At 64.5% G+C, this 24,828-nt stretch carries 28 protein-coding genes; 21 read left to right on the top strand and 7 right to left on the bottom strand.

Annotation, left to right across the window (positions count from 1 at the left end):
* The 15 genes from DW178_RS11270 to DW178_RS05835 all read left to right on the top strand — a co-directional run.
* Positions 1 to 218 (top strand): hypothetical protein (locus DW178_RS11270; RefSeq protein WP_158574081.1); only part of this gene is annotated, 218 nt, incomplete at its 5' end.
* Between the two features lie 94 nt (positions 219 to 312).
* Positions 313 to 1,269 (top strand): hypothetical protein, encoded by a 957-nt coding sequence (locus tag DW178_RS05900; protein WP_118350134.1) that lies wholly within the window; start codon positions 313 to 315, stop codon positions 1,267 to 1,269.
* A gap of 117 nt (positions 1,270 to 1,386) precedes the next feature.
* Positions 1,387 to 2,331, top strand: a complete 945-nt coding sequence (locus DW178_RS05895; RefSeq protein WP_118350133.1) for a hypothetical protein — start codon at positions 1,387 to 1,389, stop codon at positions 2,329 to 2,331.
* Between the two features lie 60 nt (positions 2,332 to 2,391).
* Positions 2,392 to 3,345: a hypothetical protein gene (locus tag DW178_RS05890; protein ID WP_118350132.1), complete on the top strand. Its 954-nt coding sequence runs from the start codon at positions 2,392 to 2,394 to the stop codon at positions 3,343 to 3,345.
* An 18-nt stretch (positions 3,346 to 3,363) separates the two neighbouring features.
* Entirely contained in the window at positions 3,364 to 3,915 is a 552-nt protein-coding gene (locus DW178_RS05885) for a hypothetical protein (RefSeq protein WP_118350131.1), read from the top strand.
* A 50-nt stretch (positions 3,916 to 3,965) separates the two neighbouring features.
* Positions 3,966 to 4,934 (top strand): hypothetical protein, encoded by a 969-nt coding sequence (locus tag DW178_RS05880; protein ID WP_118350130.1) that lies wholly within the window; start codon positions 3,966 to 3,968, stop codon positions 4,932 to 4,934.
* Between the two features lie 153 nt (positions 4,935 to 5,087).
* Positions 5,088 to 6,551 (top strand): hypothetical protein, encoded by a 1,464-nt coding sequence (locus tag DW178_RS05875; protein WP_147363822.1) that lies wholly within the window; start codon positions 5,088 to 5,090, stop codon positions 6,549 to 6,551.
* Positions 6,552 to 6,567: 16 nt separating this feature from the next.
* Positions 6,568 to 6,984: a hypothetical protein gene (locus tag DW178_RS05870; protein ID WP_118350128.1), complete on the top strand. Its 417-nt coding sequence runs from the start codon at positions 6,568 to 6,570 to the stop codon at positions 6,982 to 6,984.
* Between the two features lie 108 nt (positions 6,985 to 7,092).
* Positions 7,093 to 8,790, top strand: coding sequence for a hypothetical protein (locus DW178_RS05865; RefSeq protein WP_118350127.1), 1,698 nt, complete (start codon positions 7,093 to 7,095; stop codon positions 8,788 to 8,790).
* Between the two features lie 222 nt (positions 8,791 to 9,012).
* The gene (locus tag DW178_RS05860) at positions 9,013 to 9,948 is read left to right on the top strand and encodes a hypothetical protein (protein ID WP_118350126.1); all 936 of its coding nucleotides are present in this window, start codon (positions 9,013 to 9,015) and stop codon (positions 9,946 to 9,948) included.
* Between the two features lie 24 nt (positions 9,949 to 9,972).
* On the top strand, positions 9,973 to 11,094 hold the full coding sequence (locus DW178_RS05855) for a hypothetical protein (protein ID WP_118350125.1): 1,122 nt from the start codon (positions 9,973 to 9,975) through the stop codon (positions 11,092 to 11,094).
* A 129-nt stretch (positions 11,095 to 11,223) separates the two neighbouring features.
* Positions 11,224 to 12,441 (top strand): hypothetical protein, encoded by a 1,218-nt coding sequence (locus tag DW178_RS05850; RefSeq protein WP_118350124.1) that lies wholly within the window; start codon positions 11,224 to 11,226, stop codon positions 12,439 to 12,441.
* Between the two features lie 15 nt (positions 12,442 to 12,456).
* Positions 12,457 to 13,419, top strand: a complete 963-nt coding sequence (locus DW178_RS05845; RefSeq protein ID WP_118350123.1) for a hypothetical protein — start codon at positions 12,457 to 12,459, stop codon at positions 13,417 to 13,419.
* A gap of 13 nt (positions 13,420 to 13,432) precedes the next feature.
* Positions 13,433 to 14,179: a hypothetical protein gene (locus tag DW178_RS05840; protein ID WP_118350122.1), complete on the top strand. Its 747-nt coding sequence runs from the start codon at positions 13,433 to 13,435 to the stop codon at positions 14,177 to 14,179.
* Positions 14,176 to 14,571 carry a hypothetical protein gene (locus tag DW178_RS05835; RefSeq protein WP_118350121.1) on the top strand — a complete coding sequence of 132 codons (396 nt, stop codon included), beginning with the start codon at positions 14,176 to 14,178 and terminating at the stop codon, positions 14,569 to 14,571. Before DW178_RS05840 ends, DW178_RS05835 begins: the two co-directional genes overlap by 4 nt.
* 18 nt (positions 14,572 to 14,589) lie before the next feature.
* On the opposite strand, the gene DW178_RS05830 is transcribed toward DW178_RS05835, so the two are convergent.
* Positions 14,590 to 14,925, bottom strand: a complete 336-nt coding sequence (locus DW178_RS05830) for a hypothetical protein (protein ID WP_118350120.1) — start codon at positions 14,923 to 14,925, stop codon at positions 14,590 to 14,592.
* A gap of 181 nt (positions 14,926 to 15,106) precedes the next feature.
* Here DW178_RS05830 and DW178_RS05820 point away from each other — a divergent pair, with 181 nt between their 5' ends.
* On the top strand, positions 15,107 to 16,111 hold the full coding sequence (locus DW178_RS05820) for a hypothetical protein (protein ID WP_158574079.1): 1,005 nt from the start codon (positions 15,107 to 15,109) through the stop codon (positions 16,109 to 16,111).
* Complete coding sequence (locus DW178_RS05815) at positions 16,095 to 16,844, top strand: hypothetical protein (protein WP_118350118.1); 750 nt, start codon at positions 16,095 to 16,097, stop codon at positions 16,842 to 16,844. Before DW178_RS05820 ends, DW178_RS05815 begins: the two co-directional genes overlap by 17 nt.
* A gap of 263 nt (positions 16,845 to 17,107) precedes the next feature.
* Here DW178_RS05815 and DW178_RS11650 read toward each other — a convergent pair whose 3' ends face one another.
* Together DW178_RS11650 and DW178_RS05805 are read right to left on the bottom strand one after the other, a co-directional pair.
* Positions 17,108 to 17,374 carry a sugar transferase gene (locus DW178_RS11650; protein WP_118350117.1) on the bottom strand — a complete coding sequence of 89 codons (267 nt, stop codon included), beginning with the start codon at positions 17,372 to 17,374 and terminating at the stop codon, positions 17,108 to 17,110.
* Positions 17,362 to 17,814 carry a hypothetical protein gene (locus DW178_RS05805; RefSeq protein ID WP_118350142.1) on the bottom strand — a complete coding sequence of 151 codons (453 nt, stop codon included), beginning with the start codon at positions 17,812 to 17,814 and terminating at the stop codon, positions 17,362 to 17,364. The genes DW178_RS11650 and DW178_RS05805 overlap by 13 nt, the downstream gene beginning before the upstream one ends.
* A gap of 149 nt (positions 17,815 to 17,963) precedes the next feature.
* Between DW178_RS05805 and DW178_RS05800 the strand changes: the two genes are divergently transcribed.
* From DW178_RS05800 to DW178_RS05785, 4 genes are all read left to right on the top strand, one after another.
* Entirely contained in the window at positions 17,964 to 19,289 is a 1,326-nt protein-coding gene (locus DW178_RS05800) for a hypothetical protein (RefSeq protein ID WP_118350116.1), read from the top strand.
* Positions 19,290 to 19,299: 10 nt separating this feature from the next.
* Entirely contained in the window at positions 19,300 to 20,019 is a 720-nt protein-coding gene (locus tag DW178_RS05795; RefSeq protein WP_118350115.1) for a hypothetical protein, read from the top strand.
* 359 nt (positions 20,020 to 20,378) lie between these two features.
* Positions 20,379 to 20,918 carry a type IV toxin-antitoxin system AbiEi family antitoxin gene (abiEi, locus tag DW178_RS05790; protein ID WP_118350114.1) on the top strand — a complete coding sequence of 180 codons (540 nt, stop codon included), beginning with the start codon at positions 20,379 to 20,381 and terminating at the stop codon, positions 20,916 to 20,918.
* Positions 20,899 to 21,894, top strand: a complete 996-nt coding sequence (locus tag DW178_RS05785; protein WP_286168537.1) for a nucleotidyl transferase AbiEii/AbiGii toxin family protein — start codon at positions 20,899 to 20,901, stop codon at positions 21,892 to 21,894. The genes abiEi and DW178_RS05785 overlap by 20 nt, the downstream gene beginning before the upstream one ends.
* A gap of 175 nt (positions 21,895 to 22,069) precedes the next feature.
* Here the strand turns inward: DW178_RS05785 and DW178_RS05780 are convergent, their stop codons facing one another.
* From DW178_RS05780 to DW178_RS11265, 4 genes are read right to left on the bottom strand one after another with little or no spacing between them, the layout of a single operon-like run.
* Complete coding sequence (locus DW178_RS05780) at positions 22,070 to 23,290, bottom strand: hypothetical protein (protein ID WP_118350113.1); 1,221 nt, start codon at positions 23,288 to 23,290, stop codon at positions 22,070 to 22,072.
* Positions 23,291 to 23,304: 14 nt separating this feature from the next.
* Positions 23,305 to 24,237, bottom strand: coding sequence for a glycosyltransferase family 2 protein (locus DW178_RS05775; RefSeq protein WP_118350112.1), 933 nt, complete (start codon positions 24,235 to 24,237; stop codon positions 23,305 to 23,307).
* Between the two features lie 11 nt (positions 24,238 to 24,248).
* Complete coding sequence (locus DW178_RS05770) at positions 24,249 to 24,479, bottom strand: hypothetical protein (protein WP_117716724.1); 231 nt, start codon at positions 24,477 to 24,479, stop codon at positions 24,249 to 24,251.
* Between the two features lie 4 nt (positions 24,480 to 24,483).
* Positions 24,484 to 24,633 (bottom strand): hypothetical protein, encoded by a 150-nt coding sequence (locus DW178_RS11265; protein ID WP_158552011.1) that lies wholly within the window; start codon positions 24,631 to 24,633, stop codon positions 24,484 to 24,486.
* Positions 24,634 to 24,828: the final 195 nt, after the last annotated feature.

Raw genomic sequence — 24,828 nt, 5'->3', positions numbered from 1 at the left:
CGGCCGACGACGAGGCCCGCGAGGCCGCACGCGTGGCGGAGCTGCGCCGCCAAGGGCTCATCTGCGAGGACTCCGCCGCGCACAATGCGGCGACCGCCGCGCCCAACGGCATCGCGTCCGGCTGCCCGGACGATGTCGCCGAGGCCGCGCGCCGCTCGGCGGCGGCATCCGCCCGCGAGGATCGCGGCGGTGGCGAGAAGCGCAAGGCAGGCATGTAAGCCGGGGCGCTTTTAGGGTATACGCCATAGATGACACGTCCGACAGGGGGCCGGTTCCCGGCCCCCTGTCCCCTTGAAACCGAAAGGACTAGCCATGCAGCCGCTCGAAATCGACTCCGCCGTATTCTGCGACGGCGCGCACTACACGATCATCTCCCGAGAGAACTCCAGCATCCTTACCTGCCCCGTCGCGAACGGGGCGCACGGGTACACGCTCAACAGGGCCGAGGGGGGCGGCATCGACCGCGAGATCGGGCGACTGACCGGGCACGTCGCCTGCATCGCCGTCGACGTCCCGACCTGGTGCCGCATCGCCGGCGACCCGCTCGACGCCGTGGCCGACGCGTTGGCAGACCTGCTCGACGAGACGCCCTCGCGCTTCGAGCTCGAACAGCTCGCCGCCGCCTCGCCCCTCCTCAAGGCCAATACGCCCGGCATCCCCGTGTTCCCGGGAGGCATCGCCCCCGCCGCGAACTCCTACACGCTCGCCGGGTGCTGCCGTGCCGCGCTCGTGCGCGGGCTGTCGAGCCCGGAGCTGTACGCCACCGCGCTCATGGCCGCCGAGACGGCGATATCGACGGCCCGGCGATTCGGCGGGGATGTCCCGGAAGCGATCGGCACCTCCGAAGGGCTGTTCTCCGCCACGATCGGCATCGGCGGGACCGATACCGCCGAGATCGGAGTCAACTGCGTCGACGCGCGCAGTGACGGCGGCATCCTGATCGAGGGCGCCGCCTATCCCATCGCAGACGGCGGGAGGGAGCGTGCGTTCTTCGGGTTCGTGGACACCGCAGAGGACTCGAGAGACTACATGCGCGAAGTCCCGGACGGCGCCGACGGCGTCAAGCGGCTCGCCGACGCGGCCCTGGCCGCATCGTGCGCCACGCTGTCGCCCAACACGGCCGACCCCTGCCTCGTGGCGCGCCTCGCCGCAGAGTCGCGCGAGCGCTCCCGCTCGCTCACGGACCCCGACACGCAGGCCCGCGGCGCCAAGAGGGCCGCGGGATCGAGCGCGCAGGACGGGGCCGCCTCGCGAGGGCCGGCGCTCTAGGGCGGCGCTTCCCGTTCGGGAACATGCGTTCACACGGCGGCGGCGCGTCCCTATCATCAGGGCAATATCCGCACCGCCGCCCTTTTCCAGGCGACGGGTCCCCTAAGGAGTTTCGCCATGGATCACATCGTCCTCGAATACGACGAGGCCACGCGCACCGCGCTCGTCGTCGGCACGCCGAACGGCCGCGAGCCTGTCCTGAGCGGGCACGCATCGCCCTACATCGTCGCCGACGGATACGATTTCGAGTCCCGTTCCTGGGGCGCCGGGCACTACTTCACCGACATCGCGCAGGCGAAGATCGACTACGAGCGCTCGTGCCGCCATCCCTACCCGCTCGCGGAGGGCAAGCTGCGCGACGACGAGTTCTGCACGATCCGCTGGTGCCGCGAGGACATCGCGGCGGCGCTCTCGGAATTCCTCCCCTACCCCGTCCCCGCCACCGACAAGAACGTCGACGCCGCGATTGGGCAGCTCATGGCGCACGACTGCTTCCGGGACCGCTCCACCGAGGACGGCTGGGAGACAATCAGCGCCATCATCGACGAAGACGAGCTCGACTTGGGCATCTCGACCAAACAGGGCGCAGACTTCTACAGGGATGCCTTCGGGCTCTCGAGCTTCACCGAGGCCGTCGTCTGGCCGAGCAGCGAGGGTGACGCCGCGTTCGTCATGGCGAGCCCCGTCGACAGCGAGGACGGCGACCTGGCGGTCTACAAGATCGATGCCGGCCTCATCGCCGACGACGAGATCACCGTCGACGATATCGAGCGCCTGGGCGGCACGCGCGCACTGTGCGTCTACAAGCACGGATTCGACGGCATCGAGGCCGTCCGATCCTTCGCCAACCTCATGGCGGTCGCCAAGTTCGACGAGCGCGTCGGAGTCAACGACCTGTACGGCGAGCTGCCCGATCTCGCGCCGGCGCTGCGCAAGGCGACCGAAGGGGCGCGCACGGCCGTGCATCAGCCCCGCGACCCGCAGGCCATCGCCGCAGCCGCGCTGTCTGCCGCCGAGGGCGGCACCAAGGCGACCGTCGAGCATGGCGGCAACAAGCACTGAGTTTCCCTTGCCGCGGCGGGCGGTGCCTATCGCGGCATCTTCTTGTTTGGGAGTTTTGACATGGATTGGAATACGACGACGAGCGCTAACGACGACGAGATCGTCTTCAAGATCAAGCGTTCGGTGATCGCCGAGGCGCTTCGCTCCGATTTCGAGATGCCCATCCCCGTGACGGATGCGAATATCGACGTGGTGGTCAATCAAATCGCCTTCCAGATCGAAGAGTTCTCCACGGGCGTCCCGACCGAGTTCTTCGATCTCGGCATCGACCACCATAAGGGAAATGATTTCTACCGCAAGGTCTATGGAATCTTCGATGGCCGGCGTTGCGGCCTATCATGGTCGTCCGAGGATAAAAGCCTCGTCTACTTCGCCGTGGCGGACGAGGCCGACGGCCTCACCGTCTTCCATATCCCGTCGGCGGCCCTGGCGCAAATCGACAGACGTGATCAAGGCGACTTGGCGTGCATCAACGGAGCCGTGCAGGACTTCCATGTCGACGACGCCTATGCGGAAAACGGCCGCGTGCTCGAATTCGCACGAAACTCCCCCGCGGCCGCCGAGTTCGGTTCGAATAGCCAGCCGGAATTCGGCTTTTTCGGGGCGGTCTACCTGTATCGCAAGAACGGGACAATCGACTTCAAAGCCGCAGTCGACCATTTCGCCTTCAAGGCCGACGGCCGTGACCTGGCAGCCCTTCGCGGGCTCTCCGATGAGGAGCTGGCTTCCGAAATCGAGAAGGCCAGCGTCGCGATGAACGGACTCGTGGACGCGCACATGAGCCATGTCCATGGGCTCGGCGGGACCGAGGACGACAGCGCCGCGTACTATGCCGCGCAGAAGCGGTACTCGGACCTCAAGTATGAATCGGCGCGCCGGCTGCATGCGTCTCTCGATTGCAGGCAGAAGGAAAGTGCCCACGACCCGAAGGCAATTGCCGCGGCCGCCTCGAAGGCCGCGCAGGGCAGCAGCGAGGATGCCGTCGAGCGCGGGCACGGCAACATCAAACACTGACACCTCAGGAGTCCCACCATGAACGAGAATATCGACTTCATCATCCTCGAGCACGATGAGGGCGCCGGGTGCGCCCTCATCGCCGGCGCCGTCGACGGGGTCGTGCCGGCCATCGACGGATACAACACTCCCTACGTCGTCGCAAAGGGGTACGACCATGCGACCCGCGAGTGGGAGGACTGCACGCTGTTCGACGACATCGGGAAGGCGAAGCTCGCCTATGAGCGGCTGCGCAGACGGGAATACTCGCTCCGCAGCGACTTCTATCCCGACTTCTATCCAGAAAGACTGGTAGAGATCGCTGAAGCGGATGTGGCCCTTCATGGGAGCCCGATTCCGCGTGTTCTGATTCCGCGTGATTGTCCCGCCTTTAAACTCGGCGACAGCGTTGACGCATGGAATAGACGTTCGGAACTGCTTTCCGAAAGGATGCGCAGACTGCGCGCACCCCTCAATTGCGATCATGAGCGCGAGTCTCACGATCCGCAGTCCATAGCCGCGGCTGCGGCGAAAGCCGCGGAGGAGCGCGGCGAGGATGCTGCCAAGCGCGGCGGGTATAAGCATCAGTAACCTTGCGGCGGGCGTCTCGACTCGCTGCTTTAACTGTTAGGAGTCATAACATGAACGACAAGCTGGACCATTTCGTGCTCGAGTACGACCGCGGGAGCGGTTGCGCCCTGCTGTCTATGACCAAGGCCGAGGGCAGCCGCGGCGCGGACGGCAAGCGCCTTCCGTATGCCGTTGCCCGCGGCTATGATGCATCTGCGCGCACCTGGGAGTCGATCGAGTCTTTCGACGACGTGACGCGCGCCAAGCTCCGCTTCGAGAAGGCGTGCGGGCGCGAGTACGTGCCCGCCGGCGGCAAGCTCTACGACGACGAGTTCATCACCCTGCGCTGGCGCCGCAAGGACATCGCCGACTCGCTCGAGGACGACTGGGGCAACTTCGGCTTCCCCATCCCCGCGACCGAGGAGAACGTCGAGTGGGCCATGGATCAACTCGGGAACCATATCGACGATGCGATTCACGCGGCGGGATGGGGCATTATCCACGACTGCCTCGACCCCAACTCGTTCGACCTGGGGGTCGGACATGGCGTGCAGGCCAAGGAGTTCTACGAGCAGGTCTTCGACTGCGACGGCGACTACGATTCCACCGTCAACGTCTGGCCCTCGGTCGACGGCAGCGGGGTACACGTCTCCGCCTGGCCCGTCACCCCCGGTGGATGCGACCTGGCCGTCTATTCGGTCGATGCCGGCAAGATCGGCGATGAACCCATCACGGTCCGCGACCTCGAGGACATCGGCACGCGCGAGGTCCATGTCGATAACTTCGCGGAGAAGCCCGAGGAGGTGCGCTTCTTCCTGCGCACGGATGCCGACGTGTACCTGTTCGGCTCCAGCCTGGGTAAGTCCCTTGAGGTCGAGGACCGCGCCGGAGAGGATATCGCCCCCGCCCTGCGCGAGGTCCGCACCTACTGTAAGGACGCAACCGAGAAGCGCGACCCGCAGCTCATCTGCGCCAAGGCCCAGGCCGCGGCGGCCAAATCGGCCACGGCCGAGGGCGAGGCCGGCGGCAAGAAGCTCTAGCAGACCATGGCCGCCCCGACCGTCCGAACGGTAAACGCGCAAAACCAAAGACACCTGGCCGAAGCCGCATCGAACGAGGCGGGGTGGCGGCGCTATCTCGAGACGCTTTCCAGGCACACGGGATGCGCCAACGCCTTCTACAACCTGTCGGCGATGAACTGCGCAGGGCTCGCCGCATCCGATTGGCACGAGTGCCGCGAGATCCTGCCCATCTCGACATGGAAGTCGCTCTTCCCCGGCGCTGACATCAAGGCCGCCGATGGCTGCACGGGCGTCTACGGCGTCAAGTCCAGGCCCCGCGGCTCGGACGGCGGGCTGTTCTTCGTGGACGAGCTGTTCCCGCCGGCGCTGCTCGTGGGACTGCCCCCCACGAGGCTGAGGGGAGCCGCGCGCGTGCTCGACCTCTCCGTCGATATCGCGGCTGCGTCATGGAGCGACGCCAAGGCCGGGCTATACCGGCTCGTCAACGTCGCCGACATGGACAGCGACGCCGAGGCCGTGCCGGAAGCCGAGCGCGTGCCGGTCGCATGGGACGACCTCGACGAGAACGCGCGCTTCGTCATCGAGGCGCACTTCCGCGCCCAGGGCCCCGGATGCGCCAGCCCCGTGCCGCCTTCTGACGACGTGAGGGCCAAGGCCTCCTCGCTCAAGAGGTACGTCAACGAGATCGTGAAGACCGCCGCGCCCCTCATCAAGCAGATGCGCAACGGATACCGCACGGCCTTCGAGAGGCACCGCCGCGAGATCATCCCCGAAAGCGATCCAGGGCGGGAGAGCGTGCACGACGCCGCCGAGCGCGGCGCCGTTGATAAGGCGAAGGCGGGAAGCGCCGCCAGGCATCCCGGTGACCGCGTTGCACCGGTCGAGACCCCGAGAGACGGGGCCGAGCCGCACGTCGATACGGAAGACCTCGCGCGCGAGCCCATCGAGAATGCCATGAGGGCGATCGGCAGGCATTCCAGGGCGGGAGACCATGGGGCGGGAGCGGTGCCCGCGGCATCCCCCTCCCCCGGCAGCGCCGGCACGGAGAGCGCCACCGGGCGGCACTTCGCGCGGAAGGACGACCCTGTAAGCCTTCCCGGGGCGCCCGCCCAAGACGGGAGGCGCGTGGAGACGCATATGGAGTCCGATCCCCGCCCGGCAACCACTCCCGCACCGGTGCGCGCGGCGAGAGCCGCCGATGGAGGTCCCGACGTCAAAACAGATCGGGTCACAGCCGGCGATGCAGGCGGGGCCATGGCGGCGAACGAGGGCGCGGGGCTCGCCAAATCACGGGCGCAGGCCCATGATCGCCGCCGCGACCGCATCGGGCGCCACGGGCGCCCATCCGAGCGAGGCGCGGACGACGGCGGAGAGGTCGACGTCCTTCGCCCGCGCGGCAGGCGCTACCGCCGAGATGAGGGCGAAGGGACGGACGCCATCGGCCCCGAGCGCCACGCGATGCGCCGCCGGCGCACACCCGATGCCAGGCCCGAGCCCGAGTCGCCGCCCGAGAAGTACTACCCGCACGGAAGGCCGCCACGGGAGGCGGCCGGGCACGCGAAGAGCGCCGCCGCCAGGACCGCCAAGGACCGCGGCAAGAAGAAGAAACCGCCGACGGGCAAGGGCTCGTCGTAAGGAGATCGATATATAAATGGCCGAACAACTCGAGGCCGGCGCCGCGGACGGCGCCGAATACTACATGGTGACGATCTTAGAGTCCGTCACCTTCAGCTATCCCGTCCGCGCCACGGACGCGGAGGCGGCGCGCGAGAAGGTCGCCGCGCTCATCGAGGCGGGGCGCGTCCGCGCACCGCTCGACCTCGTCGGAGCTCCGTGCCGCCGCGAGGGAATCGAGGTCGTGGGCGCCGTGGAGTCCGAGGACCTTAGCTGTAGGCAGGTCTGCGCCCAGACGCTCACGCCGGGCGAGGCCGAACGGCTCGTGGACGACGTCGAGGCCGGGAAGCTCTACGAGAAGACGCCGCCGCAGATGGCGCATGCCGCCAAGTCGATCCTCAAGAAGACCGGATCGGGAAAGCTGACGCCGACCAAGCGGGCAAGGAGAAAGTGACCTGGTTCCCGTTCGGGAACCTTATGGGCCGCCGGGCCGCATCGCGGGCCAGCGGCCCTACCATCTTGGGTACCAGAGTGCCGGCTTTCTTGATTGGAGCGCAGAGACGTGAACGAGCATGGACGGAATGAGACGGATATCTTCAGATGTCTCGATGTGGAGTACACGCCCGAGGGCCATTCCGAGGTGTACCGCTGGGACGATTTCCTCAAGATTGCGGGCGGCCACGTCCACAGCGCCATGTATCTCATCGATATGGTCTCGGCTGGCGGCGAGTACGAGGGGGATGAGCCGGAGTATGCCTATGCCTGCGAGATCGTCGGATGCTGCGGCCTCCGCGACGGAGTCGCGCTGTTCCGCCCGGTGTCCCACGACGGGGCGAACCTGATCCAGATCGCGTTCCTGCGCAACGATGTCGACGACGCCACCGGGGCGTATACCGAGCGATTCGAGGCGGGATCGTTCGGTGTCCCCTCCGACGTCCTCCCGTGTTCCGAGTTCGGGGTCGACCTCCTGGAGTATTTCAACGGCAGGTCGTTCAAGTACACGCCCGGCGTGAACCGCGGGCTAGACGCCCGCGAGGCGGTCAACTCCATCGAAGATGCCATCGGTTGCGATCTCGGACTGTTCGACGGTTTCTGGCTCGGCGTGCCCGGCGAGACGGATATGCGCGTCGGTCCCTATTCGAAGAAGAGCCTCCTCGACTTCTCGTATTACGCCAAAGAGCTGTCGTGCAGATACGGGTTCGCCGATAGCGATATCCTCGAAATCGCCCGGCACCTGCCTCAGGAGTGCCCCGACCGCCTCGCGGCGGTAAAGGCCTATCTCGATTGCGAGTACGTGCCGGACGGCAATGAGCTTGATGAGAAGACCTACCGCTGGGGCGACTTCCTCGAGATCGCCGGCGGAGACGCCCGCTACGCGGCCATGCTCATCGACAGGACCTCGCCGGGCGAGCCCGAGGAGGGACTTCACCCCGAGACGCTGGTGGACCAGGATATCCGCGACGGCGAGGCCTTCATGCTCGCCGGGCGGCCCATCGTCCCGAAGGACATCTACGACCTCCCGGAGACCGTTCGCGAGCTGTATAAAGAGCTCCTGAACAATGTCGACCGCTCCGGCATGCTCCTCCGCGACTGGCGCGGCTTTCCCGCCGGCACCGATGCGGACGACGTGCTGCGTGCAATCGACGGCGCGTTCGGCGAGACCGAGTACAGCCGCGCCGGAACGGTGTTCGGCGCCTATGCCGCCAACACGTTCATGTCACCCTTCCATGTGGCCGAGGATGCCGCCCACGACGTCACGCCCCTCACGCCCTGGGAGGACGAGGACGGCGTGGCGTTCCTGTCGCGCACCCTGGATGCCGATGCGGGCGCGACCGTCCCCTGCCTTTGGTACTGCATGAGCGGCGGGGAGGAGGGCTTCGAAGTCGGCGGCGTCAAGCTCGACTGCTCGAAAATCGGTTTCGACGAAGTCGCCGCGGCGGCAGCCTCCAACGGTCTCGACAGCGTTCTCGCCTATCTCGAGGAGTCCCCCCGCGGCCTGGAGCCGCTGTGCGATATCGCCGTGCGCCGCGCCGATGGCGGGCAGGCCGATGCAGTCGAGCGCTTCGGCCGCCAGGACGAGGCCATGGCCATGCTCAGCGCGATCACGGGATGCAGGATCCAGGCCTACGGCGCCGACACCCTCATCTATCGCGCCTCGCTCGACAACGCCGCGGCGGCGAAGCTCGCCGCGGGGGCGCTCGCAATGAAGGATTGCCTCAGCGGGCGCGGCGGTGCTGTCGAGCATGGGCCCCGTATCTAGCGGACCGGTTCGCAGGCGGCGTGATTCTCGGCCCCGGGCCCTTTTCGGGTCCGGGGCCTTTTGCGTGCAAGACCTCGGCGAACCCGTCGGCTTCCCGTTCGGGAAATGGGGACCATGGCGGGTGCCGGCGGCGATGCGGGCGGGTACTATCGGTCTATAGCGGTGACCAGGTCGGTCCCGGTCGGTCCCGTCTTCCCTGTTTGCAGCCGAAAGGACTTCGCCATGGATCTCTTCATGCCCGCGGAACGCGTCTTGTACGACCGGGCCTACTATCTCTCCGATGAGGCGGAGAAAGACTACGCCTCCGAGGTCGCCGAGGAACATGGAATCGACGTCGGCGAGGTGCTGTCTTCCGACGAGCTCATGGACGAGGTTCACGATGCACTCGAAAGGCATATCGATATCGATCTCGACGATGAGATCGGCAACTTCGATTCCATGCTGCGCGAACTGAAGCGCGGCGACGACCCGGAACACCCGGCTGAGATCTCCGTGGTCGCCAAGGGGACGGTCGAACGCTGGGACAAGCCCTCACGCGGACTCGTCATTGCCGACTCCCTGCTTTCCCTCGTCTCGGGCACCGGCAGCGCGGATGCCCTCAAGGATTGCCAGATCGACCGCATCGTGGACATGAACGGCGAGTTCCATATCGAAGCCTCTCACCATGACGGCTCAGCCTATCTGGACGTCCGGCTCATCTCCGGGGTATCGCTCGATGCAAATGGGTTCAAGCTCGGCAGCGAATATTACGCGCCCGGCAAAATGAGCATAGGTGATTTCCATATCCTCCTGGACAACCTCTATGATTCACCCGATGTCGGGCCGTGCTCGCTGCCGCGCCTCGCGGAGCGCGCCTACGGCACGGCACGGGAGTCCTACCGTTTCGGTGAGACGAGGTTCGACATCTACCAGGTTGCCGCCTCCCCCGACCGGCCCTATACGGTGAAAATCTCGACGGGTGGAGGTGCCTGCGGAGATGCAGGACTACAGTTCGCCTCCGTCGGGGAGGCCAAAGAGTGGTGCTATCAGTACTCCCTTCGCGAACTCGCCGAAGGAGAGAAGAGGCCCGAGCCGGCCGCTGCCGCCGCGACGGCGAAGAGGGCGGCCTGGCGCACCGGCGGGGACGGTGCCGGGGATGCCGGCGCGATCAAGCTGTAAAGGCGCGTTTGAAAGGATAGGGTCATGGCTGAGAATTACGAACCCGGCAAGTGGGATGCGGTCGTCTGCAACGGATTTGCCGCCGTCAACGTCCTCTCCTCCACCAACGTCGAGGAGCTGGGCTGGGACTATACCGAAATGGAGCTCGACCCCACCGGGACCTGCGGGCTCTTCGACGGTATGCTGCTCGACTGGGACGACGACACGCCCGATGAGCGCCGCGAGCACGAGGAATACTTCCCCGATGCGTTCACGGTGGGCGCGCGCATCCTGGCCGACGACTGGGACCATGAGCTCAGTAACGACGAGGTGCGTTCGCGCTGCTTCCTCATCATCGAGCACGCCGACCAGTTCACCGACCACGATACCGGGCGCGACTGGCTCTGCGAGAGCACGCTGGCTGACTTCTCCGAGGTCGAGGCGATGACGTTCTTCCAGAACCTCACGCTCATGGAGCCACAGGATATCGCGAGGCTCGACGGGCTCCCAATCATCCCGTCCGCGGGGCCCGAGGAGTGCCGCGCGGCGGTGCTCGCCTTCAACCAGAAGATGGCCGCCCGCCGCCGCGAACGCGGGCTGGGCGATGCAGCCGACCCCGGCAGCGTAGTAAAGAAGACCGCGCCGGCCCCGAAGCCCGCCGCGCCGAAGAGGGAACAGGCGATCTGCGGACTCGGAAGGGTCGATTTCTCCGGGCTCGGATACGGCTGGGGAACGCAATATCCCGATTCGCTTTCCGTCGATGCCATCGGCATCGATCACCAGTCGGGCGAGCGGAACGCCATCCTGAACTTCTCCCCCATCACGCATGCCGTCGATGTGGACGGCAGGAAGTTCTTCTGCCATGAGACGACTATTGCGTACGACCGAAATGCCGATTCGTGGTCCGGTGCCACCGTCGGGCCGGAATTCTGGACATTCGACGGCGAGGAGGCCCGCGAGTTCGCCGAGAGCATCGGGTTCGACCGCCTGGCGGCCCGAGCTTGTGTGCAGCTCGGCATCGATGCCCCGGGCCTCAAGGGGCGCGAAGCGCTCCCAATCCCGAAGGCCGTAGATGTCGCGCCCGAGCCCAGTTCGCAGGCGGAGGCCGCTAAGGCCGCAGCCGGCAAGAAGCTGTCCGGCAAGGGCGGCAGCGGAAAGCATATCTAGATCGGTTTGGTTTCGCCGCGGTTGGCTGGTTGGCGGCCCTTCCCGTTCGGGAAGGGCCGTTCTCGTTGCTGGGCGGTATGGGTAGCATCGTCCTTGTGATTGGCCGATCTTTGTCTTGGAGCTGATTAGATGGACAAGAAGCACTTCAATTTCGGGTCGAGTATCCGCGACTGGTATACGCAGGCGTTCCCCGACGATGGGCTCGGACGCCACATCGACCCGGATGCCACGTTCGCCGGCGCCGTCAAGTTCATGGCGGGCGGCGGCGACGTCTATGAATATCTCGGTGTCGGGGACTCCTGGGTGCGCGAGAACGTCTTCTCCAAGATCGCGGCCATCACGGGCGCCGAATACGATGATGTACGCGATGTGTGGCTCAACCATGACGCGAGCGAGTGCAGCCGACTGGTATTCCTGGGCGATCACCCCGATTGCGCAGTCGACCCGGACTGGCGCGAGGGGTTCGATGACGTCCTCGGCCCCGCCGAGCAGGCACGCTATGACGAACTGCTCGCCGAGGAGGAGCACCGAAAGGCCGGGCTCTTCGACTCGATCATGGCGGTCAACGAGATCCCCTCGGACAAGGTGTGCTGGGACGACCCCGTGGCGCTCGCAAATGGAATCGCCGCCGCCAAGCTCGCCGAGAAGATCGACGGGCCGAGCGCGGAGACGGGTGAGCGAATCGCCCTTTTCAACAAGGAACTCAAGCGCATCCACAACGAACCGCTCCGCAAACAACTGGAACAGATCGAAAGCCAGGTCGACGATTTGACGGTGAAGGCGAGCATCTATGACGAGATGCGCCAAATCGGCGAGCATACAGACCCCGAGGACATCCGCGCCGTCGAGAGCAGCGTCAGCATGACCGGCGCGCTCATGACCGCCGCGATGGCGAGCTATGACCTGTCATGCGGCCTTGTCGACGATAAGCATATCGAGCGATACGACAACGTCATCACCGCCCTCGAGGAGCGCATGGGATTCGGCGCCGGGATGCTCTCCGTTCAGACCGAGGTCGGCGAGCTCGTCACCAACGCCAAAAAGGACGGCATCAGCGTCGGCATGAACCTGCCCGGCGGCAAGTGCGTCGATATCGCCTTCGTTGATGCGGACCCGGCGGCCGGCGACCTCTACCCGACGCCCGTGCGCGCCTTCACCTACAACGGACGCGACGAGGAGCCGGATCACCGCGCCGACATGCATCTCGACGGTGCCATGGTCCTCGAGGGGCAGACGTGCGCCGAGACGCCGGCGCACGTCCCCGGCGATGTGGCCGCGGCGGCCAAGGAGGCAGCCGCGAAGAGCGCCGAGCGCGATGCCGACGGCACTCACGACATCAAGCACTAGGCGGGAGGCATAGCCATGGAAGAGACCTATCAGCTCATCGAGGGCTCACCGACGCTGCGCGACCTGGACGCGGAGGACGGCTTCCTGTGGTGCCCGCTCGGGTGGTCCGAGCGCTCGAACGAGCCGGGTATCCTTATTAGCCGTCTCGATGACGGCAGCTACGACGTGAGGCTCGGGATCGGGCTCGACGGCCCTGTGCGATTCGCAATCAGGGACCTCGAGTGGTCCTGGATGGACATGGTGATGGATGAGACCGTGGAGCTCACCTTCGCCGACGACATGACGCTCAACGACTGGATCGCGAGCGAGACGACCGCCACCGGCGCTGTGTGGGCGCGATGCTTCAACCCCTATTGCGGTCCCGACGAGAAGACGTTGAACACCTCTGAAATCATCGATGCGCTCAAGCGCTTCGAGAACCCTTCGTATCTCGCGCGCGGGCCCATCGAGAATATCGAGAGCCTACCGGTCGGGTACTACTGGTGCCCCGACGCGGTCGATACCGACCCGTCCTATAACGGCTACCTTCTGAACGTTTTCGCCGGCTTTGCCGATGGCGGGCTTCCGGCCAAGTCCTTCGAGCTCTTCGGCGGCGTCACGCTCAACGACGTGCCCTCCTTCGGGTTCGACGACGGGTGGGATGGCTCGTGCCTCAACCGCCTCGACTGGTTCGAGGATGCCGTCGGCATGGATGGCGACGGCGTCACCGCCGGCCTCGTCACCGATGACCCAGAATCCATCAAGGAGCTCGTCGGAAACTGCCCCGCCTGGATCGAGTGCTTCCCCTCGTACAGCGAGAAGGCGGCCAGAGGCGTCGACGATGTGGCCCAGGCAGTGAAGGCGTATCGGGCAAACGCCAAAAGGGTAGACAGGAAGGTAATCCCCGGGCGTATCCCAGAGCGCCTGTTCGAGGGCGCGAGGGCCGCGGCGGCAAAGACCGCCGGCGGGGCCGATGACGGCACCGGGCTTCATATCTAGGAGGGCGATCTGCATGGACTACTTCTCCCGTAAACCTGATTTCCCCACCTTCGAGGATATCTATATCGCCCGCGCACAGGGTGCCATCGAGCTCGAGCGCCGTGGCGACGAGGTCGCCTGCCGCTTCGGTCCAGACGGCCCCGCCTTCATGCTCCCCCAGGGCGCAACCCGGTGCGATATCGTCCGGGGCTGCCTTGCCTGCGATGGCATCGTCGGGGCATTGAGGGAAAACGCGGGGATGCGCTCCGCCGCGGCCGGGTGGCTGGACTCGTATTTCACCGAGATCGCCGGGCGGTCCCCCGTCGGGGAGACCTGCGGCGCCGATTGCCTCTTCGCATGCCATGTCGATATCGACGGCGTCTACGCGGAGCGCACCGGAGACCCGGACGGGCTTCGCGCCTACTGCGACCCCATGGGGGTCGGCTGGAACTACGGCCCGATCTACTACTTCCCGCGCGAGTCCATCGAGCAGATCGTCGCGCAGCTGATCGACGATGGGGACGATTTCCCCATCCTGTTCGACGGGGAAAACGTCATCGAGGCCTTCGACGGCTCGCCCGTGCACATGTCGGTGCCCGTCGAGGTGGGCGGCGAGAAGGTCTGGACGTGCGGCTACGACTTCTGCTGGTGCGAGACCGTCGCACCCGATTTCAGCCGCGCCCGGGGGCACTTCCCCGATACGATCGTGGCCGCCTGGGCGGCCGCGCGGAGCGCGAATCAATCCGATGTCAATTTGGGTATCAAGGAGCGTATGTTATGAACGAGCCTATTTCCGTAATGACCGATTTCGGCGAGCTTGTCGCAAGCCCGTTCGCGGGCGGTATCAGCGTGGATATCAACCTGCCCGACGGCAAGGGCAGCGGGCAGCTCGCCTTCATCGAGGCGACGCCGGCTGAGCTCCAGGATGACTACCCGACGCCGGTGCATGTCTTCACCTACGACGGGCGCGACTCGGAGCCGGTGCACCGAACGGATGTTCACCTCGACGGGGACGCCATGACGCTCGATCCTGTGAAGGGCACGCCGGCGCACAACGGCGCGCAAGCGCATGGCGGCGACAGGCATCCCGCAGATCTCGCCAAGGCCGCGAGCGCGGCGGCGAACCGAACTGCCGGTTCGCATACGGACGAGGCCGGCGGCATCAAGCACTAGGGCGTCGATGCCTACCGGCTAACGGATCGTCTTTGCGGGATCGTCTCGGCGGCTGTCGGCTATGCCGGCGGCCGCCGATTTCTTTGCCGCGGCCGCGAGGGTGACGGGAGATGCCTTCTCGAGGACGACGGCGACATTCCTGCGGGCCTGCTCGGCCCTCTCCAGGGCCTCCGCATACTTGGCCTCCGCGCGGCGCTTGACGCCGTACAGATCCATGTAATTCGCTGCATTTGCCGTATAGTCTGGCGTCCGGTAGTCCAGTGCCGGCGGCGCGTCGATCGCCTGGAGCTCCGCCGGGCGCCATGTCGGGTTCTTCACGGTATCCTCCAGGACGTCCAGGAACCTCGCGATCATCTCGGCTCCTGGTGAGATATCCCTTTTGTCAAGACGAAAACGCAGGGAAAAACGAGCGGAGCGCCCTGCTAGAGGCATCGCGATTCCGAAAGCCCACGAGGGCTCGCAAGGCGTCATTAAATGTAACTAATTGATTTGCTATGTACCATTCATAATGGTACATTGATAATTGTTTAGTTACATGAGGAGGCAGAGCATGAGGGAATACGTCGAGAAGACGCTGCACACGAGGGTCGATTGCGAGCCCGTCGACGCCTCGAGGCTCCCCCTCTACCTGAGGGGGCTGTACTCCCTGGAGCGGTGGACCGCCTTCGGCGTGCCATTCGCCGTGGCCTCCCCCGTCGAAAGCCTGACGGTGAAAACCCTGGCGAAGCACCGCGACGCCCTGGAGGCGGCCCTGGGGACCCCTGTGTCCTTCGCCCTCGAGGGCGCCACGGGCTACAGGGTCGGGCGAATGCTCGAGGCGGGCCTGCCCTTCATCGCCCCGGACAAGCAGGTGTACCTGCCGTTCCTGGGAATCGCGCTGAGCAGCGGAAGGAGCCACGCGCGCGACAGGCGGCAGACAGACGTTGGCACGTTCTCGCCCCAGGCGCAGCGCCTCGCGCTCATGGCGCTCTACGGCGACCTCGACGGCGCCAGCGTCACCCAGGCGGCAGGCCTCCTCGGCACGGCGAAGATGACCGCCTCTCGCGCATTCGACGAGCTCGCGGCCGCCGACCCCTCGATCGTCGCCGCCGAGGGGCGGCGGCGGGTGCTGCGCCCCGGCAGAGACAAGATGGAGATGTGGCGTCACTTGGAGCCGCGCATGTCGAGTCCGGTCGCGAGGGAGCACCGCCTGGGCCGCGTGCCCGATGCGGAGCTTCCCCTTGGCGGGCTCTCGGCGCTGTGCGGACTCTCGATGCTGCAGGACGACCCCTGGCCGACTTTCGCCGCAACCAAAGCGCAGGAGCGCACTCTGGAGCTGGCGGCCGACGCGCGCGACGCCGGCCTCGACGAGCCAGAGGATCCCGCGTGCGTGGTGCAGGTGCTGCGCTACGAGCCCGTGCCGGCGCCGGGATGCGCGGTCGACCCGCTTTCGGCCATCCTGTCCCTTCCCGCCGACGAGAGGGACGACCCGCGCGTCGCGGGCGAGATCGAGAACGTTTTGACCCGGGTGCTTGGAGGCGATCATGAGGGGAATCGATAAGTTCAAGGAGCGCTTCGCGGGCCACGACGGCGAGTACGTCCTGATCGGCGGCGGCGCCTGCGACCTGCTGTTCGGCGAGGCCGGGCAGGACTTCAGGGCCACCAAGGACCTCGACCTGGTCCTTTTGGTGGAGGCGCTGACGCCCGAGTTCGGCCAGATCTTCTGGGATTTCGTCAAGGAGGGCGGGTACGAGAACAGACAGAAGAGCAGCGGAAAGCCTCAGTTCTACCGGTTCTCCAAGCCGGATGACCCGGCCTTCCCCGCCATGCTGGAGCTGTTCGCGCGCACCGACGTCGACCTGCGCGACGCGGAGTCCGGCCTCATGCCGATCCACATCGACGACGAGGTGTCGAGCCTTTCGGCGATTCTGCTTGACGAAGATTACTATCGGCTGCTCGTCGAAAACAGAGCGTCGGCCGGCGGCGTCGCCGTCCTGTCGGTCGAGGGGCTGATCCCCTTCAAGGCCAAGGCGTGGCTCGACCTTTCCGCCAGGCGGGCGGGCGGCCAGGCCGTCGACGAGAAGAGCGTGAAGAAGCACCGAAACGACGTTTGCCGCCTCGCCACGCTGCTCGCGGGCGGCGAGCGCCCCGCCATGAGCGATGGGGTCCGCGCCGACATGCGACGCTTCCTGGAGGCCTACGAGTCGGACCCCGTCGACCCCAAGGCGCTCAAGATCAAGGGCGTCGGGGCGCAGCAGGTCGTCGAGGTGCTGAGGAACGTCTACCTGCGGTAGCGCAGCTGTCCGATAGCGCTACCGTGCGGCGTCATCTAGGACGGGCCGCAAGGCGCACCCCGCGTCTTTCATCGCCGACTACCTGCGCCACACCGCAGCTACTGGGTATCCACTAAGTAGTTACTGGGCACTGCTGAGCAGTCCAGCAGGTTGCGAAGGCTGAGCCATAGTTGGACATCGCGTCGTTGCATTCGAGACAAATGGGGGGATGCGGACAAGTAGTTGGACCGAATCGGTTCGGTTAGGAGTTCGCGAATGCCGAGCTACACGGACGAGCAGAAGCGCAAGGCCGTCGATATGATCGAGGAGTGCGGCGGATCGGTGACGCGCGCGATACGCAGGCTGGGATACTCCACGCGCCACAAGTCGAGTGCAACTTTCTTCTTCGACAAAAGGTCATAGCCACCCCTCACCTGCGCGAGGTCGCTGAGCCCTGGCTTCACTAGAGTGCGATAGTTCCAGCCGTGAATGCGCTTCTCGAACTCGGCGCAAAAAGCCGGGCGTTCAGGCCTTGGGCCTATAAGCGCCATGTCGGCATCATCTCGGAATACGCTATGCGCTCCCCTTCGGCCATATCCACGGCCCGCGGGCGTATGGTTATCATGTTGTGGGACGAGGCAAGATCCTGCTCCGCATACTCCACGTTCACCACCATGTAGTCCGCGTACTTGTGCCTGGGCAGCATCCTCGACATCAGGATATCGCCCGCACGCAGGCAGTAACGGTCCGCCTTGGCCGCATCGACCCGGATGAGCTCGACCCCCTCCACCTTTTCCTCCGGCATTAGGATGCCTTCCGTCAGGTCTTTCACTGAGATGCGCCTAAGGGTCACCCCGTCGATGTCGGCGGCCTTCACGCTGTCCCGGGACATCAAGGGAGGCACGACGGCGAAAAGGTCGCCGACCGTGGCCTCGTATCTCCTCAGCATCCCCAGCATCGACTTCGCATCGAACTTTCGCTCTACGGTCATGTCCTCTCCGAACTGACGGGTCTTTTGCAAAAGGATACCCTCGGCGCGGCGGTGGAGGGGCGCCCCTTCCCGTTCGGGAAGGGGCGTTTCCGTGCGGGTTCGCGACGGGTAGCATCGATGGAGACAACCGTTTCACTGGAGGTGCCGACATGGCCGATATCAACCCTAATGACAGCGCGACTCTTACCGATGGCCTCGAGATCGACAGCTACGATGACGTCGTGAACCTGCTCGGCGCCGGCGAGGCCGCCGCGATGCTCGCGGATGCCGTCGGCAACCGGTTCAACCGGCAGGACATAGTGAAGGCCATCCTGAACGGATGGGATATCCACCTCGACTACTGGCCCGAATACGGGGAGTACGACTATGCCGCGCGCATCTGCGGCGAACTGCTCGCGGACACCTCGCTTGCGTGGGCCGATGGCCTCATCGACCCGGATAAGATCAAGACGCACAAGGGACTGACCGCCGGCGACCTGTCGCATGCCGTCACCTGCGTGCTCACGGACAGGTTCAATGACGGGCTCGATGAGGCGAGACTTGCGGATTGCAAGAATATCGCCGATGAGTTCGCCCGGGCAATCGAATCTCGGGTCGGGTCGGGGCATCTCGGGCGGGCGCTCTACGTTGACGGCGACTGCCTCCGCGACGATCTGACCGATAAGTTCGGGTTCTTCTACGACATCGATTTCAGCGGGCTCTCCTTCAAGACCTCGCTCATACTGTCCGTCAACGACCTGTATTCCGAGGGCGACGTCATCGATGCGGCGCGCGACTGGCAGGAAGATTACCTCCTCTGCGTCTGCCATAGGGGCGGCAAGGGCGAGGATGACAGGTGGGAGTACGAGCCCGCCGAGGACTACAGGCCCTTCACGCGTCCTGCGGACATCCCCGAGAGCATCTTCGACAAGCTGTGCGCCTCGCAGGGCACGACCGTCGAAAAGGTCGTCAACGACCCCGTTACGCCTTTCGAGCGCAGCTTCCGCGAGGATATCTTCAATATGCCGCAGAATCGCCCTGTCGGGCTCGCGGTCCTCGCGACGCTGCCGCTCGACGCGTTCCTGGATGCCAGCCTGTCGATGATCTGCCGCGGCGAGGGCGAAAACGCCGGCACGTTCACGGTCAAGCCCGGAACGTATGAACCCATCTTCGGTATCTACGACCCCGTTGGCGGGTGCGGCGGCACCATGGGCACCGTGCTCGACAGGGATTTCGAGATTGACCCGCACGACATCGCGTACACGATGATGGAACCCGTGCGCGGCGAGTGGAAGTCCGACCGCATCGACCTGTACACCCCCCAGGACTGTTTCGGCTTCTCCGACCCCTTCGGAGGGCGCATCGAGTATTCCGAGAAGAAGCCCGAAATCGCCGTCGCGGTGAAGCCCGATCCCGTCGAACTTGGTCACCGCGCCTCAGTCGCGGCCAGCTCGACCGCCGGCGACCGTGCGCGCGGCGCCAGAATTAGGCAGTAGGGGTGCCGCCATGGACAATCGGGACGCCAAACGCAAGAGGCCCATCACGTGCCTGGAGTCCGGGGTGACCTACGACTCCGCCTACCGGGCGGCCAAGGAGCTCGGTTTCGCCGACTCGCGCAACATCTTCCGCTCCATCCAGCGCGGCACCTGCACCCAAGGGCTGCACTTCTACTATGCCGACAAGCCGAAGCCGGCACCGGAGTTCTTCATCCCGCCCAACAGGGCGCCGCGCCCCGTGGTGTGCCTCGATACCGGGGAGACGTTCGAATCGGCATTCCAGGCGGGCCGCGCGTTCGGCATCACGCCCGGAGGCGTGCGCACATCGGCCAGCACGGGCGTCGAGCGCGGCGGGCTGCACTTCTATTACGGCGACGAGCCGAAACCGGCGCCGGAGTTCTTCAGGGAGCGCCATTCGAAAACCCGTCCCATCGTCTGCTTGGAAACCGGCGAGACCTTCATGGGCAATCCTGCCGCGGCCCGCCCCCTGCATGTATCGCCCGCCGCGATCAGCCAGGCCGTCCGCTACGGATCGTCCGTAAACGGGTTCCATTTCTACCATGGGGACGAGCCGAAACCTGCGCCGGAGTTCTTCAAACCGGCGAAGGTCAAAGGCGGCAAGAGCCCTGCGGCGATGGCTGCCGCGGCGATGGCCGCCGCGGGGAATAGCGCTCCGGGTACCGATTACCGCGAGCACGGTATTCAACATGATCGGCGTGCGGTACAATAGGTGCGGTCGGTAAGGCGCCCTCGGTTTCCGAGGGCGCCTTCTTTCGCTTTCGGGGTCATGGCGATGTGATGCGCAGCGCCCGTCGGTCTCGTAGTCGATCACAGGTCTCGTTTTCCAACTTGTCTTCCGGGACCTCTCTACGGCCATCGTCGTCCCTTTCATCGTGGATATCGGTTTCCGACGTTTCCGACCAGTGGGCTTATACCCATTTTGTACAGATGGCATCACGGGGCGGATGGCCTTTCGCGTTCCAGGGAGGGAGGTTTGGGTTGGGTCTTGTGGAATGGTATTCTTGCGGTAAGTGGTTTATATTTAGACCACATTGGTATAGTTGTCGGTAGGGAGACAGGAGGGTTTCTGTGAAAAGCGTCGAGGCAATCAAGATTCTGCATGGGTGCGACCTGGAGGGCCGAATCCTTTTCCGCAGCCGCGAGCTGGGGGCCCTTTTCGGTGAGTCCGGCGATACGCTCCGCTCGACCATCAAGAGGCTCACCGCGGACGGCCTCCTCGAGCGCATCGCCCATGACGCGTACCTCTACCTGCTTTTCCACCCCAACGGCTGCGACCTGCTCGGCCATATCGCGGCGTTCTTGCGCCCCGGCGAGGTCACCTATGAAAGCCTCGAGTCCGCAGCATCGCAGTGGGGCTTCATCTCGCAGATCCCGCTCGGACGCATCTCATGCGTGACGACGGGCGCGGAAGGTCTCGTCGATACCCGCTTCGGTGCCATCGAGTTCGTTCACACGAACGATGGTTTGAATGACGTCAAACGGGGAATACTCGACCGTATGCCGAGGAATCGGCTGCCGATCGCGACCGAGGAGCGCTGCCTGCACGACCTCGTCTCGAGGAAGCGCAGCCTGGAGCTTATCGATTGGGATGAAGTGGATGCTGATTGACCTTGAAGAACTTGCCGGGGAGATCGCCAGCAAGGTCGATGGCGCCGGGGTCACGCCCGTCATCGAAAAAGAAATCGTCCATTACGAGATCATCCGGTCCCTCGGGAGGAACGGTCTGCTTCAAGACATCACCTTTCAGGGCGGGACTTCACTGCGCCTCTGCTACGGATCGCAACGATATAGCGAAGACCTCGATTTCGTCGCCGGCGATAAGTTCGATTCGCTTCCCTTGGACGATTTCTCAAAGACTTTGCGCTGCGACCTGCTGAGATCCTACGATACCGAAGTGAGCGTCAGGGAACTAAAGGTCGTCAACGAGTTCGATGGCGTCGGAATGCGGAGATGGACGGTCTCGGTAAACACCAACATCGCGCGCCCCGATTTGCCGAAACAGAGAATCAAGCTCGAGATCGCGTCCGTTCCGGCGCATACATCCACGGTCCGCCGCGTCGCGGTCAATTATCCCGAGCTCGCCGGAATGTATGACGACCTTACAATCCGGTGCCAGACGCTCGAGGAAATCTTGGCCGATAAGCTGATCTCATTCTCCGCCACCGATACGCATATCAGGCACCGCGACCTCTGGGACATTCCCTGGATCGTCCGTGCGCAGGAAATCGACTTTTCTGCCGTAGCCGCACTTGTCGCGGCAAAGCACGATGACTACCGCTGTCCCGTGCCCCTTGCCAGCATGATCGCTGTCGGTACGCAACGCGCACACGTCTGCTATGCCGACGGGTCATTCACCGGGCAGATGCAGCGTTTCCTATCCCCTGCCGTTCTCGACCGCATGCACGATTTCGATAACCACTGCGATGCCCTCAACGCTATCGTCGAAAAGTGCTACGGCCGCGTCGCCGCCTCCCTCGGCATCTCGGATCAGGTCGAGCATGCCAGGCGCAGGCTCGCAACCGAGATATCGTCGGGATCGATTTCGACCGCCGGCATGCCGAAAAGGAATCTTGGACTTTCCTAAAGAGATGGGTGTGGGGGCATTATCTTGGCCGCCGGCACGGTCTGGGCGGCGGTCATATCCGTTTCGGGCGTCTCGCGTATGGGAGTTTATCGAATAAAATGCACCCAGTGTCCGGGTGCCTGCCTAGGGTCGATGTGGTCCCCGCCGATTTCCGGCGGGGACTGCCATGCTGTCGCTATCGCTTTTTAGCCGGGTGCTCCTTGCTCCAGGTCGCACGGCATGAGTTGCTGCAAAATGAGCGTTCGCCACCCTGGGTTCCCGAGAGCACGGTCCGCATACATCTCCTGCATGTCAGGAGGTAGCGGTCGGGATGGTCTCTGGCGAGTAACCACATGGCCTCCATTATGTTTCGAGGCTTTCGCTCGGGGGCGATCTCGGTCATCTTCACACCGGAATACGCCAGGCGGGGCTGAAACAGCCTTCCATCAAATGCCTGTAGCAGTCGATTCGCTATCCGCATCTGATCTTTCACGGGCTTACTGCCGATATCTGAACTTACGACCAGATAGCACCATCTGTCCTCTTCCGGGCGGCCTTTGCGGTCGGTACCGTCGGGCTGTTTCGTCTCGAGCGAGGTGAGAAACCTGATGAACCCGTTCCCCTCGCCTTTCAGGCGATGATCGATGACGGGCCGCGTCGACGGTCTTCCGATGTCGACTAGGTCGGCGTAAAGGGGCCACGCCTTTCGTATATCGAGAGGCGCGTCGGAAATCGCCATGGTATCTGTGCGGTAGAACGGGTTGTATGCCACTGGGATCGCAAAGCAGGCTGCCGGGCCCATATCGAACCGGTCTTTCTGACCCGATGGCTCGACCTTGCGAAACCGTGCGGCCTCCAGGATGGCCTTCGGGTCGGCGCCGGCCCTGTAGAGCCCTCCTATGCGCAGGACTATCGAGAGCAGGTTCCTCGCAAAGACCCAATCGTGCAACGGCTCGACGACGGCGCGGAACTGCGAATCGAGGTAGGATAGGTCTTCGGCATTCGAGAAGTCGAACCCGTCGATAAGCTCCCTTGCGGCCTTCTTTCCCGTCCTGCCGATTTCCCTATAGCCCGTGCCGCCTGTTCCTACGGGCTCGGCATATGGATCGAAGTAACACTCGGACAGCAGACCTCCTAGGTCGGATGGGACTAGGTCCATTTCGCCCGCGATGCCCCGTTGGAGCTCGCTCGGTACGAAGATGCGGCTTGCGAGATCGCCTTCCGAGGCCAACATGGGGCCGAGACCCTGGGCCGCCAGGACCAGCGAGCGCGCATCCCTCGCCATCATGAGCTCATTGAAACCGTCTGGGTCGATCGGGAGACAATCTGCCCCTATATCGCCAACTGCCAGGATCCTGACGAGGACATGCATGCCCGACTTCCCGTCTCTCGCGATATAGATTCGATCGGTGCGCATATGGCTCCCCTCTTTCAGTCTTCCTCGGTCTGGCGGTATACGCGGAGCTCCCATTGCTTCCGCTCGACTTTCGCCACGGCGTCCAGGATGAAGCCCGTGGCGAGCGAGATGGCGGCCGTGAACATGAGCGCCGCGGCGAGGATGGCGGTCGGGAACCGCGGCACGAGGCCGGTGGCGAGGTATTCGGTCACTACCGGCATGCCGGCACACAGGCCGCCGATGCAGAATATCAGGGCGACCAGCGAGAAGAACTTCAACGGGCGGTAGTCCTTGAAAAGGGTGCCGATCATCGCGATCACCTTCAACCCGTCTTTCACGGTGTTCAGCTTCGAGACCGAGCCCTCGGGACGGTCGCGGTACTCCACCGGGACGTCGGCGATGCGCCAACGGCGGTCGACGGCGTGAATCGATAGTTCGGTCTCGATCTGGAAGCCCTCGGATAGCACCGGGAAGGTCTTCACGAACGGCCTGGACATGGCCCGGTACCCGGTCATGACGTCCTCGAAGCCGTAACCGTATATCCACCTAATCATGGCGCGCACGAGGTCGTTGCCAAAGCCGTGGAAGGCACGGGCGTTCTGCTGCGCATAGGCGCCGTTGGACAGGCGGTCGCCCACGACCATATCGGCCTCGCCCGCGAGAACGGGAGCGCAGAGGGCTCGCGCCGATTCCGCCGGATAGGTGTCGTCGCCGTCGACCATGAGGTAGCAGTCGGCATCGATGTCGCGGAACATCTGGCGACAGACGTTGCCCTTGCCCTGGCGCGGCTCGCGCCTGACGGCGGCGCCGTGCGCGCGGGCGATCTCGGCGGTGCCGTCGGTCGAGTTGTTGTCGTAGACGTAGACGGCCGCCTCGGGCAGTTCACGGCGAAAGTCGTCCACGACCTTGGCTATCGTCGGAGCCTCGTTGTAGCACGGGATGATAACGGCGATCCTGTCTCGGCTCACTGTCGACTTCCCTATTCGATGTCCAGGTAGGTGCACGGGACGCTGACGTATCCGCCCCGGGGGTCCAGGACCTTGATATGGTCGTGGGAGGACTCGATAACGTCCGCACGGGCGATATCGCCCGGAAGGCGGAACAGGTCCTCATGGTCGATGTAGGCGGCGCAGTACGTCCAGCCGCCCCTGCGGATGATGACGAGCTCGCGGACGCCGGTCTCGTGTCGGCAATATTCGGAAACGGTCATCGGTCTACTCCTTGTCCTTGCCGGATAGATTCCTCTCGACCTGCTTCAGCAGCTCGAGCTTCTGGGCCTCGATCTCGTTACGCTTGCGCAGCTCGTCGGCAACCCTCTCCAACCTGTCTTCAAGGCCATACAGACCACTTACATTTACGGACATTTCGATTTCCTTTCCCACAAATGCGATTTCGGGTCTTCAATCGATATGCGGGGATACGCCCCCAATGTCCAGAGTTCTACCCGCGGTGGAAAAATCTATTCGTTGAACGGGGTAAATATCGAAAAAGGCACCCGGTTTCCGGGTGCCTTGGCGTAGGTGTCGCGAGCATATGAAGGCGTAATACCATTAGCTTGT

Source organism: Eggerthella sp. AM16-19 (assembly GCF_003474385.1).
GTDB lineage: Bacteria > Actinomycetota > Coriobacteriia > Coriobacteriales > Eggerthellaceae > Senegalimassilia.
This window is presented reverse-complemented; position numbering and strand designations above follow the sequence as displayed.

What these genes read in the sequence shown, in the direction of transcription:
- DW178_RS05795 (WP_118350115.1), top strand. Translation starts at nt 19,300, where the DNA reads ATGGACAATCGGGACGCCAAACGCAAGAGGCCCATCACGTGCCTGGAG.
- DW178_RS05835 (WP_118350121.1), top strand. Translation starts at nt 14,176, where the DNA reads ATGAACGAGCCTATTTCCGTAATGACCGATTTCGGCGAGCTTGTCGCA.
- DW178_RS05770 (WP_117716724.1), bottom strand. Translation starts at nt 24,479, where the DNA reads ATGACCGTTTCCGAATATTGCCGACACGAGACCGGCGTCCGCGAGCTC.
- DW178_RS05830 (WP_118350120.1), bottom strand. Translation starts at nt 14,925, where the DNA reads ATGATCGCGAGGTTCCTGGACGTCCTGGAGGATACCGTGAAGAACCCG.
- DW178_RS11650 (WP_118350117.1), bottom strand. Translation starts at nt 17,374, where the DNA reads ATGGCGCTTATAGGCCCAAGGCCTGAACGCCCGGCTTTTTGCGCCGAG.
- DW178_RS11265 (WP_158552011.1), bottom strand. Translation starts at nt 24,633, where the DNA reads ATGTCCGTAAATGTAAGTGGTCTGTATGGCCTTGAAGACAGGTTGGAG.
- DW178_RS05885 (WP_118350131.1), top strand. Translation starts at nt 3,364, where the DNA reads ATGAACGAGAATATCGACTTCATCATCCTCGAGCACGATGAGGGCGCC.
- DW178_RS05900 (WP_118350134.1), top strand. Translation starts at nt 313, where the DNA reads ATGCAGCCGCTCGAAATCGACTCCGCCGTATTCTGCGACGGCGCGCAC.
- DW178_RS05840 (WP_118350122.1), top strand. Translation starts at nt 13,433, where the DNA reads ATGGACTACTTCTCCCGTAAACCTGATTTCCCCACCTTCGAGGATATC.
- DW178_RS05805 (WP_118350142.1), bottom strand. Translation starts at nt 17,814, where the DNA reads ATGACCGTAGAGCGAAAGTTCGATGCGAAGTCGATGCTGGGGATGCTG.
- DW178_RS05875 (WP_147363822.1), top strand. Translation starts at nt 5,088, where the DNA reads ATGAACTGCGCAGGGCTCGCCGCATCCGATTGGCACGAGTGCCGCGAG.
- DW178_RS05785 (WP_286168537.1), top strand. Translation starts at nt 20,899, where the DNA reads ATGAAGTGGATGCTGATTGACCTTGAAGAACTTGCCGGGGAGATCGCC.
- DW178_RS05890 (WP_118350132.1), top strand. Translation starts at nt 2,392, where the DNA reads ATGGATTGGAATACGACGACGAGCGCTAACGACGACGAGATCGTCTTC.
- DW178_RS05880 (WP_118350130.1), top strand. Translation starts at nt 3,966, where the DNA reads ATGAACGACAAGCTGGACCATTTCGTGCTCGAGTACGACCGCGGGAGC.
- DW178_RS05815 (WP_118350118.1), top strand. Translation starts at nt 16,095, where the DNA reads ATGAGGGGAATCGATAAGTTCAAGGAGCGCTTCGCGGGCCACGACGGC.
- DW178_RS05780 (WP_118350113.1), bottom strand. Translation starts at nt 23,290, where the DNA reads ATGCGCACCGATCGAATCTATATCGCGAGAGACGGGAAGTCGGGCATG.
- DW178_RS05845 (WP_118350123.1), top strand. Translation starts at nt 12,457, where the DNA reads ATGGAAGAGACCTATCAGCTCATCGAGGGCTCACCGACGCTGCGCGAC.
- DW178_RS05870 (WP_118350128.1), top strand. Translation starts at nt 6,568, where the DNA reads ATGGCCGAACAACTCGAGGCCGGCGCCGCGGACGGCGCCGAATACTAC.
- DW178_RS05855 (WP_118350125.1), top strand. Translation starts at nt 9,973, where the DNA reads ATGGCTGAGAATTACGAACCCGGCAAGTGGGATGCGGTCGTCTGCAAC.
- DW178_RS05820 (WP_158574079.1), top strand. Translation starts at nt 15,107, where the DNA reads ATGAGGAGGCAGAGCATGAGGGAATACGTCGAGAAGACGCTGCACACG.
- DW178_RS05800 (WP_118350116.1), top strand. Translation starts at nt 17,964, where the DNA reads ATGGCCGATATCAACCCTAATGACAGCGCGACTCTTACCGATGGCCTC.
- DW178_RS05860 (WP_118350126.1), top strand. Translation starts at nt 9,013, where the DNA reads ATGGATCTCTTCATGCCCGCGGAACGCGTCTTGTACGACCGGGCCTAC.
- DW178_RS05850 (WP_118350124.1), top strand. Translation starts at nt 11,224, where the DNA reads ATGGACAAGAAGCACTTCAATTTCGGGTCGAGTATCCGCGACTGGTAT.
- DW178_RS05895 (WP_118350133.1), top strand. Translation starts at nt 1,387, where the DNA reads ATGGATCACATCGTCCTCGAATACGACGAGGCCACGCGCACCGCGCTC.